Here is a 15,483-nt window from a genome sequence, read left to right as displayed (position 1 = left end):
GATGGGCCCTTCCGGGTAGTCGCTTTGCTCCGGGCGGGTGTGGGCCTGTATCCTCGGGCGCGGTGGTCTCCGGGCCACCGGGGAGACTTCGCCTAGTCTGGTCTATGGCGCCGCACTGCTAATGCGGTTGGGGTTTTAAAGCCCCTCCCGGGTTCGAATCCCGGAGTCTCCGCGCGAAAGCCGGGTGTGTAGACTGGCTGAGCACCGAGCGCCCGTAGCTCAACGGATAGAGCATCTGACTACGGATCAGAAGGTTAGGGGTTCGAGTCCCTTCGGGCGCGCAATACAGGGAGAAGCCCCCGACCAGCCGAAATGGCGAGGTCGGGGGCTTTCTCGTATCCGTCCGGGCCGGTTTCGGGCGGCTGTGGGAGCCACGCTGGGCGCCGGCCCGGCCCCGGCCTGCTGGCGATCTCCGGCCGGCATCGGCGGTGCCGGCCGGCCACGCTGCGGGACAGATCCAAGAGCGTGCCTCCGGCGGGGATCTCCGGCCCTGGGGATGGAGGCGCAGGAGCTAGGGCTGGCGGTGCCCAAAGACGATCCCCGCTGGGAAACCTTCAACCGAAGTGAGAGTCATCTGTGCCGTAACTGTGAATCCGGCATCGCGGAGCCAGGCCGCCACTTGGGCAGGCTGGCGACGGTGGACGTACAACTTCATCGGGTGGCCGCCGTAGCCCTGCGTCTTGAGCCGCGACTCGTCCCCGACGTGGAAGCCGAGCAGCAGCGGGCCACCGGGACGCAACACCCGCCGAAACTGCGCGAAGACCGAGCCGACCTCTTCGTTGGGGACATGGATCAGCGAGTACCAGGCGATGAGGCCGGCGACTGAGGCGTCGGCGAGATCGAGGTCTGTCATGGAGCCCACCTCGAACCTCAGCCTGGGGTAATCACGACGAGCCACATCGATCATGCCTGGCGAAAGATCAATCCCAAAGGCATCAACGCCGAGCCCACACAAGAGAGCGGTGATGTGCCCCGGTCCGCAGCCCACGTCGGCGACTGGCCCGCCGCCGCCGGCGGCCTGAACAAGGTCGGCGAACAGAGCCAGAATCGCTCGTTCGTAGGGCAGGTCAGCTAGCAGGCCGGGCACGCGCTCTGCGTAACTGGCAGCGACTGTGTCGTAGGAGATGCGGGTGTCAGCCAACCAGGTTTCGACTGTCATGACCAAACACGCTAAATCAGCGAACAGACGGGCCATCCACCGCTGACAGTGTGGGAGCCACCGGGGCGGACTGAACCGGACGTGACGGCGCAGCCCGGAATGCGCCGCGACGGCCACAGCATCTGCCGTCCCGGCCCAGCCCGCCCGGCCCGGCTCGGGCGTTCAGGCGTTGAGGTACGCCAGGACCGCGCGGACCCGGCGATGAGCGTCGTCGGCCGGCGGCAGGTCGAGCTTGGCGAAGATGTTCGTGATGTGCTTCTCCACCGACACGGGCGCCAGGACCAGCGCCGCGCAGATCGCGGAGTTCGACAGGCCCTGTGCCATCAGGTGCAGCACCTCCCGCTCGCGCGGGGTGAGCCCCTCAATGCCGTGCTTGCGGCTACTCCGGGTGAACAACTGCCGGACCACCTCGGGGTCCAGCACCGTCCCGCCCTCGGCGACCCGCTCGACAGCATCGAGGAAGTCGTCCAGGGCGGTGACCCGGTCCTTGAGCAGGTAACCGACCCCACCCCGCCCGTCGGCGAGCAGGTCCGTGGCGTAGGCCCGCTCGACGTACTGCGACACGATGAGGACCTTGGCGTCCCGGTCGGCGGAGCGCAGCCGCAGCGCCGCCCGGAGACCCTCGTCACGGAAGCCGGGTGGCAGCCGGACGTCGACGATCGACAGGTCCGGCCGGTGCTGTTCGACTGCGGCGACGAGCGGGTCAGCGGAGTCGACCGCCGCCACGACGGTGTGGCCGGTATCGGTGAGCAGGCGGATCATGCCTTCCCGGAGCAGGAGGAGGTCTTCGGCGATCACGATGCGCATGGCAGCTCCGCGTGCAGGACGGTTGGCCCGCCGGGCGGGCTGGACAGGGTGAGGGCGCCGTCGAGGGCCTCGACGCGGCGACGCAACCCGTCGATGCCGGCGCCGTGCGGGTCCGCGCCGCCGCGGCCGTTGTCGGTCACCGCGACATTGACGGTGCCCCCGGTACGCCGGACGTCGACGACGCCGGACGTCGCACCGGAGTGCTTCGCGGCGTTGGTGAGGCCCTCGGCAACGACGAAGTACGCCGCCGACTCCACCGCGGCCGGATACCGCTGGTCCGCGTCGCCGCGCAGCTCGACGGTGAACGGACTGTCGCCGGCGAGGGCGGCGAGCGCGGCGTGCAGGCCGCGATCGGTGAGGATCGGTGGGTGGATGCCGCGGACGAGGCGGCGCAGCTCGGCGAGGGCGTCGTCGAGCTGGCGGCGGGCGAGCGCGACGTCGGGTTCGGCGTCGCCGTTCGTACGCAGCTTTCGCGCGGCCAGGGCGAGCGTCATCCCGGCGGCGACGATGCGGGCCTGCGCGCCGTCGTGCAGGTCGCGTTCGATGCGGCGCAGCTCGGCGGCCTGGGCATCGACGACCCGCCGGCGGGTCTGCGCCAGGTGCTCGGCCTGCTCCACCAGCCGGCGATGTTCGCCGGGAGCCAGCAGTGCACGGGACAGCCGGGCCGGGCCGGCGGCGAGCGTGCGGATCAGCCACGCCGCCAGCGGGAGGAGCAGCAGGCCGAGCACGGTGAGTCCGATGCGGCCCGGGGTGGTGGTCATGAGCGGCCGCATCGGGAACGGCGCGCGCGGGTTCGGTACCGCCCACGCCCATGCCGGCGCGACGATCGCGGCCAGGTCGACGACCGCGACGACGACGCCGGCGACGCCGGTGACGAGCCCGATCGGCAGCAGCAGGACCAGCCAAGCGACATCCCGCCAGGTCGCCGGCTGGGCGGCGACGGCGACGACCCGGCGCTTGATGGTGTCGCCGGTGACCGGCACGTACGGCGCGGGGATGGGCGCGCCGAGCACCCAGCTGGCCCGCCGCCGTTCGACCCCGGCGAAGGTGCGGGTGACCCGGGCGGCGCCGAGGAACGCGGGCCCGCCGAGGTGGGTGACGGACAGCAGGGTGACGACCAGGGTGGCGGCGAGACTCCAGGCGAAGCCGGCGGCGCCCGCGAGCGGGCCGGTGGCCAGGTAGGCCAGTGCCGCACCGGTTCTCATGATCGTCTTGCCCATCGCCGCCGATGTTAGCGGTGGCACCCGGCACTCCCTCCGTCGTGAGCGGACCGCGGTGCGGCGGCACCCGTCCGGGTGCCACCGCAGTAGCGCACGGTCAGAGCTGGGTCGCGAGGCTGCGTCGGCGCACCATCAGCCGCGTGGGCAGGACACCGGCGAGCAGCCCGAGGGCGGCAACGCCGCCGACCATCACCGCGTACGTGCCGGGCTCGACGAACCACCGCAGCACCCCGTCCTGGGCGGCGCTGAACGCGCCCACCACGATCCCGGTCACCGCCGAGCCGAGCAGCAGCCCGACGATGACGGTCACGAGGGCCTCGCCGCCGGCGAGCCGGTGCAGCTGCCGGGCCGTCGCGCCGACGAGACGCAGGTCTGCGTACTCGCGGCGGCGTGCCGCCGTGGCGATCGCGAACGTGTTGACCACGGCGATCGCGGTGAACCCGAGCGAGATCACGACCATCAGCTCCCACGCGCCCTGCTGGTTCGACGCGTCACCGGCCGGTGCGGCGTCGAGCGTCGGCACGAGCCGCAGCGCCGGGAACTCGGCGTGGATGCGCTCGGCCGTGCCCGGGGCGTACCGCAGGCCGACCGTGCGGACCAGGCCCCGCGGGTCGTGCGCCGCCACCAACCCGGCCGGGAGCACGAGCTCGCCGAAGCCGCGCGCCCGTCCGTACACCATGGAGAGCCGCAGCTGGACCTGTTTCCCGTCGGGCAACCAGAGCGGAACCGGGTCACCGATCCGCCAGCCGTACTGCCGGACGAGCGCCGCGCTGGCGGCGAACCCGTCGGCGGTGAGCGCCCCCGCGCGGACGTCGAGGTCGAGCGCGGTGTCCGGGCCGCCGACGAGGAGACCCTGAGCGGGATAGTCCTCCGGCTTGCCGCCCTGCGCGACGATCACCCGGGTCGGTAACTGCGCCGCCACGCCGGTCACGCCCGGCACGTCGGCCAGGCGGCGCGCCGTGTCCAGCGGCAGGCCGCCGTCGCCGGTCACCTGCGCGGTCGCGGGCGCCTCGCGGGCCACCTGCTCCTGCCCCGTGAGCCGGCTGAGCAGGGCGCTGTTGAGCAGCATCACGGTGTTGATCGCGAACATGAGCACGAGCGGGACGGCGACCGCGGCGACCCGGCGGTGCTCGGTCCGGGCGATGAGCCCGCCGAGGCCGAACGGGCGAGCGACGACCGCGGCCAGCAGCCGCACGAGGAACGGCCCGACGGCGGCGACCGCACACAGCAGCAGGGCGGAGGACACGAAGCTCATCCCCATGCCGAGCGGGCCGTCCAGCGGCACGAACGTGAGCACCCCGACCGCGCCGGCCGCCGTGACCAGCGCGACGAGCGTCCGCACGAAGATCCCGCCGGCCGGTGCGGTGGCCGTCTCCACGAGCGCCTGCGTCGGCGCGATGCGTACCGCCCGCCGCCCGGCGATGCGGGCCGCGACGAACGTGACCAGGACGCCGGCCACCGCCGCGAGCAACAGCACCGGCACGTTGACTCGCACCGCGAACTGCGCCGGAACCGCGCCGAGGGTCGTGAACCGCGCGGCGACGACCTCGGCGAAGAGCACGCCGAGCGGTGCCGCCGGCAGCGCGGCGAACCCCGCGAGCACCGCGCTCTCCACGCCCAGCAGCCGCCGCAGCTGTCCGGGCGTGGCGCCGATCGCGCGCAGCAGTGCCAGCTCGCGCAGCCGCTGTCGCACGCTCAGCGTCACGGTGCCGGTGAGCACGAACACGGCCGCGAACGCGGTGATGCCGATGACGAACCCGAAGATCGAGATCGGGCCGATGTAGTCGGGCAGCGCGCCGGGCAGGTCGGCCCGCACCCGGTCGTCCCCGGCGAGGACCTGTGCTTCGCCCGCGACGGCGTGAACCCTGGCGCGCAGCGCCGCCACGTCGGTGCCCGGCGCGCCGAAGACGCCGACGGCGGTCGGCCCGGCGAGACCGGACACCGCGGCGACGTCGCCGTCGGCGAGAAACAGTGCGCCCTGTGCCGGCAGGCCGTCCCGGCCGGCCGGCGCGGCGATGCCGCTCACCCGCAGCGTCCGCGCCCCGGTCCGGGTGGTGACCTGCAGCTCGTCACCGATGCGGACGCCACCGCGGGCGGCCACGTCGGCGTCGAGCACGACCTCGCCGGTGCCGGGCTGGCGGCCGGTCCTCATCGTGTACGGGGTGAGCGTCGCCGACACCCAGCCGTGGCCGATGACGGGCGCGTCGTCAGCGCCCCGCAGTGCTCGGCCGTCTCGGGCCGTGACCTGGACGGGGAACGCGGCGTCGGCGACCACCCCGGTGACACCGGGCACCGCGGCGATCCGGCCGGCGAGGTCCGCCGGCAGCGTGCCGGCACCGGTCAGCCGCTCGCTCTTCACCTTCCGCTTGACCTTGCTCTTGCCCTCCTTCTTCTGCTTGGTCGTCACCGTCTCGAGGCTGATCTCCCGGTCACCCGCCACGGCGAGGGTCGTGGCGGCGAACCGGTCCGCCGGCGGCTCGGCGATGAGGACGGAGTACAGCAGCAGGCCGCCGCCGGCGAGCAACGCAACGGCGAGGACCGTGGCGAGGAACGTGCCGACGTACGCGCCGCGGTGCCGGCGCAGGGTGGCGATCGCGAGCCGGATCAACGGTTGCTCCCCACGCTCGCCACGGCACGGCCGTTGGTGACCACTGTCATCTGTGCGGCGACCTGCTCCGCCGACGGGTCGGCCAGCTCGGTGGTGATCCGGCCGTCAGCGAGGAAGACGACCCGGTCGGCCCGGGCGGCCGCCGCCGGGTCGTGCGTGACCATCACGATCGTGGTGCGAAGATCGGCCACCGCCTCGCGCAGCAGGTCGAGCACCTCACGGCCGGTGGCCAGGTCAAGGGCGCCGGTGGGCTCGTCGGCGAAGATGACCTCCGGCCGGGCGGCGAGCGCGCGGGCCAACGCGACCCGCTGCCGCTGTCCGCCGGACAGCTGCGCCGGGCGGAACTGTTCGCGTCCGGCAAGACCGACGCGCCGCATGACCTCCCGCGCCCACGCCCGGTCCGGTCGCACCCCGGCCAGCCGCTGCGGGAGCAGGACGTTGTGCCACAGCGACAGCGAGTCGAGCAGGTTGTACGACTGGAAGACGAACCCGACCAGGCGCCGGCGGGCCTGGGTCAGCTGCGGCTCGCGTAGCTGAGCGATCTCCTGGCCGGCCAGCAGCACCCGTCCCGAGTCCGGTCGGTCCAGCCCGGCCGCGCACTGCAGAAGGGTGGACTTGCCCGAGCCGGACGGGCCCATCACCGCGTTGAACGTACCGGCGGCGAACCCCACCGACACCCCGTCGAGCGCGCGGACCCCGGCGCCACCCGAATACGTCTTCGTCACGTCGAACAGCTCGACGGCCATCGTGCTTCCCATGCCGATCAGCGTCGTGGATCGCGGCTGAGCAGGGCACACGGTCGACCATGCTCTTCGGTGGTAGGGCAGGCCCTACCACCGGCGCGATCCGGAGCGCCCCCGCATTCGACATCCGACCTGCCGCGATGCGCCGTGCCTGGTCAGGGGCCAGACCGTTCCGGTTAGTGCCGGGTTCATGGGGCGCTCACCGCGACCGCCTACCGTCCGGCGTCGTTGATCGCGACACTGCCAAGGAGTTGGGCGTGCAAGTCACACGGAAACTCGGCATCACACTGGCCTCGGTCGCTGCGCTGATCTTGTCGGCGGGGCTCGCCAGCGCGGCGGGCGCGGCCGGTGGCGAACTTGAGCGGATCACCCCGCCGGTCGATGCGAATCACCCGCCCCAGGATCGCCTGGTGCTCGCCGTGATCGGGGACTACGGCGGCTGCGGTGTCGACCGGACCTGCGCCGAGGAGTACCAGGTTGCGGACATGGTCCACTCCTGGAACCCGGCGGCCATCCTCACCACCGGCGACAACACCTATCAGCAGGGCCTGCCCGAGGAGGTCGTCAAGGCCCAGGCGCCGTACAAGGTGGACATCGACGCCGGCAAGATGTTTCCGATCATGGGGAACCACGACTACGGCAACGGCTGCTCGCCGGAGAGCGTCCAGCCGAGCCTGGACTACTTCAAGGTTCCGGCCGCCTACGTCGCCGGCTTCGGCAACGGGCTGCTCGACTTCGTCAACCCCGACGCCAACTGCCAGACGGCCACGGGCAGCACGAAGCCGCCGATCTATGACGCGTACCGCACCACGCTCACGAACAGCGCGGCCGCCTGGAAGGTCGTCGGCGGCCACCAGCCGATCTACTCCTCCGGCAAGGCCGGCAACAACCTGGACCGCGCCTGGCTGATGACGCCCGGTGTGGATCTGATCCTCGCCGGGCACGATCACCACGCGGAGCACATCGAGACGGCCGACGGCTACCACATCGCCATCTCCGGCAACGGTGGTGCCGGCCTGACCCCGCTGTTCAGCGTCGCGCCGGGCAGCAAGTTCCGCGACGCCGCGCACTTCGGGGCGATGCGGCTGACGGTGACCCCGGACTCGCTGAAGGCGGAGTATCTGTCCCTGCCGGGCACCGTCGACTACTACTTCCTGCTGAAGAAGGACGCGCAGGGCCGGGCGTACCTGGCCGAGCGGTCGGACTGGACCGACCCCAACCCGGACCCGGGCGGAAACCCGATCCCGAACAGGTACACGGTCTCGTTCGACGTCGCGGCGGACAAGGCCGACGGGCTGACCTACCAGAACTATGAGGACGGCCCGTACGTGACCACCGAGGTCGACGGCCGCCGGGCGTTGGAGCTGCAGAAGAATCCCTTCGGCGGCGCCAACCAGTTGTACATGTTCGTCGACGATGCGGCGATCTCCGGCGGGCCGTACCAGGTCAAGGCCACGATCAGCTACCGCTCCGCGGTCACCGGCTCCTTCGCCCTCCAGTACGACTCGCAGCAGAGCGGCTCGGCCTACCAGCGCTCGACCGCCGTGACGATCGACGCCGGCCAGGTCAACCAGTGGCAGACGGCCACCATCGACATTCCCGACGTCCGGTTCAGCAATCGGCAGAACGGTGGCGCGGATCTGCGGCTGAACGCGATGGCCAACCTTCCGCTCGCCATCTCGGGCGTACGCATCGACGTCGTCCCGCCGACTCCTTCGGCGACCCGGGTATCGATGGACTTCTCCGGCGAGCCCGACGGGCTGACCTGGATTCCGTACGAGAGCGGCCCCGCGCACGAGATCGTCGTCGACGGTCGGCCTGCCCTGCAGGTCGACAAGAATACGTTCAACTCCGGCAACAACCTCTACCTCGCCGTCGACGACCGCTACCTCACCGGCGGCCCGTACGACGCCACCGCCACCATCGAGTACCGCTCGCCGGTCGCCGGCTCGTTCGTCCTCCAGTACGACTCCGCGGCCACCGGGTCGGCCTACCAGAGCGCGCCCCGGGTGAGCATCACTGCCGCGATGGTCAACACCTGGCAGACCGTGACGCTCGACCTGCCACAGGTGATGTTCCGGAATCGGCAGAACGGCAATGCCGACATGCGGATCGTGGGCGCGAACAATCTGCCCCTCATCATCGGCTCGATGAGCGTGCAACTCGCCGACAACCAGGCGCAGCTGCTGAAGGCGGCGCAGGACGCGGTCGCCGCGGCCGAGGCCGACCCGTCGGCGGAGACGATCACCGCCGCCGAGACGGCCATCGGGAAGGTCACCGACGGTGCCCAGGTCGCGGCGCTGAACCAGCGGCTGGCGGTCGTGAAGCTCCTCGTCCAGGCCCGCGACCTGCTCGACGGGATCGCCGCAACCGAGCTGGCCGACGCCGAACGGATCGACGGCGCCGTCACCGACCTCGCTGCGGCGGCGGCGATCGTGGATCAGGTGCCGGCCGACCGGCAGGGCGACCTGCCGGAGCGGGTTGGTGCGGCGAAGCGCCGGATCGCCGACGCTCTCGCCCGGTTCTTCGCGAAGCCCGTTGAGGGCAAGCCGGGACCGGTCAAGCGGCCCTGGCTGGACCTGGTCATCTCCGACACCTACGACCGGTTCGGCGAGACCGACCTGCACGACCGGGTGATGTCGATCGTGCGGAGCCACGCCACCGGCCAGCAGGTCACCGTCGCCATCGACGAGTTCCTCGCCGCCAGGTAAGCGGCAGAGTTCCGCATCGGTTCGGGGCGCGTTGTCGCTGTCCCGAACCACCCGAAGTCCCAGCCTCCCCGGGCCCGCGGTTCGCGGGCCCGGGGAGGCTTCACGCCCTGGTCGGTGGCGCGTGTAGCGGCGGTTGGTCAGCGACGCTCAGTTCCGGCGGCTCCGGGGGGTCGCACCTGCTGCCCGCCTCCGCCCCGCACGGACGGCAGCGACGTTCTCTTCCCTCAGCAGGCCGTCCCGGCAGACCCGTCCCCATCCGGCCGGTGGTCAGGGGCCGAGCCCTTTGGTCTTGAGCCGCCGGCTTGGCCGGCGTCCGCAGCCACGCCAGCCCGGGCCGGGCCGGCCGGCTCCACCTGTCCGGGCCGGCCGTCGTCGGCCTTGGGGTCGATGGACACGATCTGCTCGCCGGGGGTATCGGTGTCCAGGCATTCGTCGGCCGGAGCGCTCTCCTGCTGGTCGTCGTCGGCGCAGGCCTCAGGCGATTCGTCACCGGTCGGTTGCCCGTTCCCGTCGTCGTCCGCGCTGGGCTCGTCGTCCGTGCTGGGCTCGTCGTCCGTGCTGGGCTCGTCGTCCGGTGCGGACCCGTCGCTCGGCTCATCCTCGGTGGTCGGGTCGTCGGTGGTGCTGTCGGTGGTGGGGTCGTCGGTGGTCGGGTCGTCGGTCGTGCTGTCCGTGGTCGGGTCGTCGGTGGTCGTGGTTTCGTCGTCGGTTGCCTTCTCGTCGTCGATCGTCCGGTCGTCGTTGGATTCGTCTCCGGTGACCGGCGCATCCTCGGTCTCTTCATCGGCGCAGTGGGGAGCCTTCTTGTCCGGCTGCGCGTCATCGGTACGACAGGACGCCGGCCGGGGTGCCTTTCCGTCGCATCCGGGACTTGCCGCCGCGAGTCCGGCGGTGATGCTGATGCCACCCGCGATCAGTGCCATGGCGAACAGCAACGGGAGCCACTTGTGCGGGGACCTTCTCATCGCAGCCCCACAGCGGTGCTGTCGCCGATGACGACGAGGACCGGCTGGTCCGTCGATTGCGAGTCAGAAGGCGAGTTGGTCGGCTCTGGTCGGTGCCGGCTGTCCTCCTTCTTGTCCCGGTCGGTCGGCGAATTGGCCCGGGCAAGAGACGGACGGACAGCGCGGCTCTTCATGTACGCCCGGTAGTAGTTGTTGAGGGCCACCTTCTTGACCATGCCGGCGCCGCTCGACGCATGGATCATCTTGTTGTTGCCGGCGTAGATGCCGACATGGTCGATCTCCCCGCCGTCCCAGTTGAAGAAGATCAGGTCACCCGGTCGCAGTTCCTTCGTCGACACGGTCAGGTGTCGGTCCTTGCCATAGTCGTACTGCCCCTGGGCGGTGGTCCGTGACCATGAAAAGCCCGCCTTTCGATAGGCCCAGTACGTGAGGCCGGAGCAGTCGAAACCGGACGGCTTGTGCCCACCCCACACGTACCGGTCTCCCACGCGCTCGGCGGCGAAACAAACCGCTCGTTCGCCGAGGCTGCCGTCGCAAGAGCTGTTGGCGGCGCTCGCCAGACTGGAAACGCCGCCGATCGTCCCGGCGATCAACAGAAATGCGACGAACAGCTTTACGGCTGACGAGAATCCGGCCCGATTCAGGAGATCGGCCACCGGGGTACGGCTGCGGCGCGCAGCACCGGCATCGGCCGTGAGAATTGTTTCCACGCTTTCCTCCACAAGAGACTGCCAACTGGCCCGATCCAGTGCACCGAATCACTGATCGTCCCGCCACCGATCCGGTTGTCCGGGACAGCCCCGGGCAGCAGATGCCGCCGCCGCGGAACTCGTACGGCGACTCGTACCAGGGCGAACGTCCTGTCCTGGTTCGCCCCGGACAGCCGGTCTCGGGCCGGGACGACGTGCGGAGGATCGCCTTTCCGGATATCCGTCCTGGTCATTCCCGTACGCCCGATCGGCTGGTCGGACACGTCGCTTTCGGCTGGGCTGTAGGGGCTGTCGCGCGGTGATGTCCGCAATGGATTCGGGCGCCATCGGCGACGAAACAGCCGATTGCAGTGAGGAGAAATCGACATGAGAGGCTCATCGCCGCTCGCGCTCTATCGAAGCCGGTTCGGCGCGCTCGCACTCGCGTTCGTCGTCATCGCCGGCCTGCTGATCGCCGGCGTTCAGTTGGCCAGCGCCGCCCCCGCAGGGAAATGGCACCTGGTGTCCATCTCCGGATACCCGCAGCAACGGTCGACCTGGTGTGGCCCGGCGGCCGGCCAGACGCTTCTTTCGGCGTTCGGTGTCAGCGTCAGGCAGAGCGCGCTGGCCAAGGAGATGGACGCGGGGGACACGTTCGGCACCTGGCCGTGGGACATGGACGGCCCGATCAACGCCCAGCTCAAGAAGAATGGGCAGCAGACGCGGTACAGCTACCGTGCCGGGGCCGGTACGTGGGAGCTCTACCGGTGGGCGAAGAAGGGGGTGGACCAGAACGCACCCTCGATCATCCTCGTGAAGTCGCAGAACATCTGGTACCCGGGCGCCTCATTCGGTACGGGCCACTATCTGGTGATCTACGGTTACAACGACAACCTCGTCGTCAACGTGCGTAAGGCCGACGGGACGAGCCAGCGCAAGGCCTACGGGAAGGTCTACAAGGTCTACGACCCGTGGGACGGGGGCTTCCACACTCTGGCGGCCAAGGACTGGGGCACCGACGGAAAGAACGTCGGCTATCCAGGCGGAAAGGTGATCGTCCCGAGCAACGTGTGAATCGGCGACAAGAGAAATGCGGGAGGGTGCTGAGCGCCCTCCCGCATTTCGTGTGTCCCTTGCCGGCTCCGCGTCCCGGCCGCCTTCCCGAGGCACCGCCGAGGAGTGGCCGGTACGCCGGTCAGCGTCGTTGGACGGTGAAGGTCTGCGCGAGACTGCCGGTACAAGGGGTCTGGATCAGTTGAGCCCCCACGTCCCGGTGCTCGCCGTAGACGCCGATGCAGTAGTCCTTGCCGGGTACGGAGCGCACCCGGTAGCCGCCGGCCGGACCGGTGAGCGGCTCGAAGGTGAAGGTCTGGTCGGCCCGCCCTGAGCTGCAGTCGTCGCCGGTCAGCAGAACGCCGTCGCCACGCCCGCCGTAGTCGATCGTCGCGCACCCGATCCCGTACTGGGGATGGTCGAGCTTGATCCGATAGACGTTGCCGGACACCCGTTCGAGGATGATCGGGGGTGCCGCCGAGGCGCAGGAGTGCTGGCCCAGCACGATCCGGCCGGACGGTTTGTAGAGCTCCGGCCCTTCGCCCACGCACAGCCCGGTGTGCGCCACGCGCAGCCGCACCGGCCCCACCGCCGGCCCGGCGGCTGGTCCGCCGGTCGCTGCCTTCGTCGGCGACGGGCCGCCCGTGCTCGGCCTGGGTCGTGGCGCGGCCGACCGGGACGGGCTCGCGGAGGGGGACGCGGCGACCGAGGGTACGGCCGCGGGCAGGGTCTCGGCCTCGTCGACCGGCAACTCCGCCGTGCTGCCCGAGTCGGCCGCCGTTTCGGGCGAGTCGCGGAGGGCCCGGGCGATCACCGCGACCGCGATGGTGGCCATGACCAGGACGAGTACGCCGGACAGGACGCGGCTCGCCCAACCTGTCCGGTACATGATCGGCGGGATCAGCCAGCGGAACCCGGCGGGCCGGGGCACGTCCTCCGCAGGGTCGTGCCGGTGCATGCCGACCCACCGCTCGTCCGTCCGCTCCGCGGCCACGTTCGCCAACCGGCCGGCGGACGCGGGGAGGGCCGGCTCCTGACCCCCCGAACGTGGTTCCGTCCGCCCACTGGTGGCCGGTTGGGCGGCCTGCGGCTCCGGTCTGGTGTCGCCAGCCGCCGACAACCCCGACGCCTCCGACAGCGGCACCGACTCCAGCACCGCTTCCAGGACGGGCAGCCGTTCTGCATCCGGCCGAGGGTCCGGGCGTTCCGCCGTCTCATCGGGAACACGCTGTTCTGGAACGGCCGTATCGGGTGCCGGCCCGAGCGGGAGATCAGCTTGCCGACCGGCGGCCGGTTCCGGCTCCGAGTTGCCCACTGACGCCGCCGGAACAGCCTCCCGCGCCGCTTCGGCGGCGAGTCGTTTCCGCGTGGCCAGCCACGACGCGGCTGTGGCCTGGTCGAGACCGCAGGCCCGGACGAAGGCGGTCACCAGCGCCTCTCGAGGCAGGCTGTTCCGCCCCAGCACCGAGGCGACCGTGCTGTGTGGCAGAACCTCCCCGACCGCCTCGGCCTGGCGCTGCAGCTGGCGGAAGGTAAGGCCGGACCACTCCTTCAACGCCCGCATCGCGGCGACGAACTCGGCTGGGGAGGCCGCGGAAAAGGGATCCGGGGCCGACGCGCCTCCGGGATGGACCTCCTCGGCGCCGTTGCTCTCTTTCGGCGTCTGTCCGTCGTCCAAGGCGTGGTCCTCCATCAGTCCACTACGGACGGCTGCGGGCTCGGTCCGCGAGAGTACACCTGAATGACACTGCGCGTGGTGCAGGTGGCTCTCCGCCCTGGTCAGGGAGGTGCGTGCCGGGCCGGAGCGGTCCCGGACCGCACCGACCACCGCACCGGAACGGTGGACAGGTGGTCGGGACTGGCCCGTACGCGGTTACGGCTAGTGATGACGACTGGTACGCGGTTGCCTGAGTGACGTCGCCGAACGGCAGGCGCCCCGGGCGGTGGCGAGGTTTCCTCTCTTCTGAACGCAAGGAGCACCATGATCGACATCATCAAGCGTCGGATGCTTCCGCTACTGATTGCGCTGCTGGTCGTCGGTGGCGGGGTCGCCGCGGTCGCCGGCATCAGCCAGGCGAACTCCAGGAGCGACGGTCCCTCGATGGGAATGCCGTACTTCCTGTATGAGAAGGGCGCCGGACTGATGGGCCCGTGTGGGAAGCACGGCTTCGTCCGGACCGCCGGAACGGTGAGCCTGCCCAACCGCCACTATGAGACCAAGCTGCTGACCAAGCGGTTCGACGGCAGCGTCACGGAGCGGGAGTTCTACGACTACCGTGGCTTCTCCTCCGCGTACCGGTTCCTGTACTGCAAGAACAGCAAGTTCATGTACCGCTACTACGGAAAGACCCAGGTCCACCGTGAATACGTGTGCACCAACCACGTCAACGAGGGCGGTTGGCTCCGGATCGGCTGCGGCTTCACGTCCGGCTGGAAGGCCGGCTGGCGGAGCAAGCGGTAACTGACCCCACGTCTACGGGGAGGTCCGGCCGGGCCCACTCGTGGCAGAGGCCCGGCGTGGTCGCCGTCGACCGCGCCGGGCCCGCGAACTTGCCCGAAGTCGCTCGCCAGGTGTGGCCCGCCGCTGTTTGACTTCATCGGATGATCGGTGGCGAGCAGTTGCGTACGTGTCTGGCGGAGGCCTGGGGCTTGACCGAGGCGACGGTGGCGGCGCACCACGGTGGCATGAACTCGGCGACGTGGTTCGTCACCGCCGGGGACGAGCGGTGGGTGGCCAAGGCGGTCGTGCCCGCTGCACGTCGTTCCTTCCGGGGCGGTCTCACAGTCGCCGGTCACGTCGACGCGGCGGGAATCCCGGCGGGCGCCCCCGTGCCGACCAGGGACGGAGATGCCGTCGCGGATCTTGACGGGGTGCCGCTCGCGCTGCTGCGCTGGGTCGACGGGGCGGCGCTGTCCGGGCGTACCCCGGACGACCGGCGGCTGATCGGCCGGACCCTCGGCCGGGTGCACGAGGTGCTGCGGCAGGTGTCCGTCGGTGACGCCGACCGGTTCCACTGGCTGGATGTCCAGGCCGCGCACCTGGGGGTCCGGCCGTGGGTACGGTCGGCGGTGGCGACCGCCGTGGCGGCGTACGAGGCACTGGGTCCGTCGACGCTCTCCTGGGGACTCTTGCACACCGATCCGGCGCCGGAGGCCTTCCGACTGGACCCTCGGACCGGGGCCTGCGGCCTGATCGACTGGAGCGTGGCGATCAACGGCCCGCTGCTCTACGACCTCGCCTCCGCGGTGATGTACGTCGGCGGTCCGCAGCAGGCCGACTGCCTGGTCGAGGCGTACCTGGCGGGTGGGAGCGTCAGCCGGGCCGAGGTCGAGCACGGGTTGCCGACCCTGCTGCGGCTCCGCTGGGCGGTGCAGGCCGACTACTTTGCCCGCCGGCTGACCGCCGGCGACCTGACCGGGATCGCGAGCAACGACGAGAACGAGAAGGGCTTGGCGGACGCGCGCCGGTGGCTGGGCGTGCTCAGCCGACAGCGCTAGCGCGTGTTTCATAAGGCGCGGAGCCACTGG

Annotated in this window: 12 protein-coding genes and 2 tRNA genes; 6 read left to right on the top strand and 8 right to left on the bottom strand. The window is 70.9% G+C overall.

The window, feature by feature from the left end; genetic code table 11:
- Positions 1-81: 81 nt before the first annotated feature.
- Positions 82-172 (top strand) — tRNA-Ser (locus tag ACY34I_RS02235).
- Positions 173-208: 36 nt separating this feature from the next.
- Positions 209-281, top strand: a tRNA-Arg gene (locus ACY34I_RS02230).
- A gap of 230 nt (positions 282-511) precedes the next feature.
- Here ACY34I_RS02230 and ACY34I_RS02225 read toward each other — a convergent pair.
- The 5 genes from ACY34I_RS02225 to ACY34I_RS02205 all read right to left on the bottom strand — a co-directional run bounded on the left by ACY34I_RS02225 (position 512) and on the right by ACY34I_RS02205 (position 6,552).
- Positions 512-1,159: a class I SAM-dependent methyltransferase gene (locus tag ACY34I_RS02225; protein ID WP_462751962.1), complete on the bottom strand. Its 648-nt coding sequence runs from the start codon at positions 1,157-1,159 to the stop codon at positions 512-514.
- A 162-nt stretch (positions 1,160-1,321) separates the two neighbouring features.
- Positions 1,322-1,966 carry a response regulator transcription factor gene (locus ACY34I_RS02220; RefSeq protein WP_462751960.1) on the bottom strand — a complete coding sequence of 215 codons (645 nt, stop codon included), beginning with the start codon at positions 1,964-1,966 and terminating at the stop codon, positions 1,322-1,324.
- Positions 1,954-3,186 (bottom strand): sensor histidine kinase, encoded by a 1,233-nt coding sequence (locus ACY34I_RS02215; protein WP_462751958.1) that lies wholly within the window; start codon positions 3,184-3,186, stop codon positions 1,954-1,956. The genes ACY34I_RS02220 and ACY34I_RS02215 overlap by 13 nt, the downstream gene beginning before the upstream one ends.
- Positions 3,187-3,283: 97 nt before the next feature.
- Entirely contained in the window at positions 3,284-5,794 is a 2,511-nt protein-coding gene (locus ACY34I_RS02210; RefSeq protein WP_462751956.1) for an ABC transporter permease, read from the bottom strand.
- On the bottom strand, positions 5,791-6,552 hold the full coding sequence (locus ACY34I_RS02205) for an ABC transporter ATP-binding protein (protein ID WP_462751954.1): 762 nt from the start codon (positions 6,550-6,552) through the stop codon (positions 5,791-5,793). The genes ACY34I_RS02210 and ACY34I_RS02205 overlap by 4 nt, the downstream gene beginning before the upstream one ends.
- 242 nt (positions 6,553-6,794) lie before the next feature.
- Here ACY34I_RS02205 and ACY34I_RS02200 point away from each other — a divergent pair, with 242 nt between their 5' ends.
- Positions 6,795-9,248: a metallophosphoesterase gene (locus tag ACY34I_RS02200; protein WP_462751952.1), complete on the top strand. Its 2,454-nt coding sequence runs from the start codon at positions 6,795-6,797 to the stop codon at positions 9,246-9,248.
- A gap of 224 nt (positions 9,249-9,472) precedes the next feature.
- On the opposite strand, the gene ACY34I_RS02195 is transcribed toward ACY34I_RS02200, so the two are convergent.
- Together ACY34I_RS02195 and ACY34I_RS02190 are read right to left on the bottom strand one after the other, a co-directional pair.
- Positions 9,473-10,213: a hypothetical protein gene (locus tag ACY34I_RS02195; protein WP_462751950.1), complete on the bottom strand. Its 741-nt coding sequence runs from the start codon at positions 10,211-10,213 to the stop codon at positions 9,473-9,475.
- Positions 10,210-10,923, bottom strand: coding sequence for a C40 family peptidase (locus ACY34I_RS02190; protein ID WP_462751948.1), 714 nt, complete (start codon positions 10,921-10,923; stop codon positions 10,210-10,212). Before ACY34I_RS02190 ends, ACY34I_RS02195 begins: the two co-directional genes overlap by 4 nt.
- 366 nt (positions 10,924-11,289) lie before the next feature.
- Between ACY34I_RS02190 and ACY34I_RS02185 the strand changes: the two genes are divergently transcribed.
- Positions 11,290-11,976 carry a C39 family peptidase gene (locus ACY34I_RS02185; protein ID WP_462751946.1) on the top strand — a complete coding sequence of 229 codons (687 nt, stop codon included), beginning with the start codon at positions 11,290-11,292 and terminating at the stop codon, positions 11,974-11,976.
- 121 nt (positions 11,977-12,097) lie between these two features.
- Here the strand turns inward: ACY34I_RS02185 and ACY34I_RS02180 are convergent, their stop codons facing one another.
- Entirely contained in the window at positions 12,098-13,633 is a 1,536-nt protein-coding gene (locus ACY34I_RS02180) for a hypothetical protein (RefSeq protein WP_462751944.1), read from the bottom strand.
- A gap of 303 nt (positions 13,634-13,936) precedes the next feature.
- Between ACY34I_RS02180 and ACY34I_RS02175 the strand changes: the two genes are divergently transcribed.
- Both ACY34I_RS02175 and ACY34I_RS02170 read left to right on the top strand, forming a co-directional pair.
- The gene (locus ACY34I_RS02175; RefSeq protein WP_148801153.1) at positions 13,937-14,416 is read left to right on the top strand and encodes a hypothetical protein; all 480 of its coding nucleotides are present in this window, start codon (positions 13,937-13,939) and stop codon (positions 14,414-14,416) included.
- Positions 14,417-14,556: 140 nt separating this feature from the next.
- Complete coding sequence (locus tag ACY34I_RS02170) at positions 14,557-15,453, top strand: phosphotransferase enzyme family protein (protein ID WP_462751941.1); 897 nt, start codon at positions 14,557-14,559, stop codon at positions 15,451-15,453.
- Positions 15,454-15,483 lie beyond the last annotated feature (30 nt).

It is taken from the genome of Micromonospora sp. RTBAU3-60, assembly GCF_054963695.1.
Note: the sequence above shows the minus strand (reverse complement) of the source record. Positions and strands in the feature narration are given on the sequence as shown.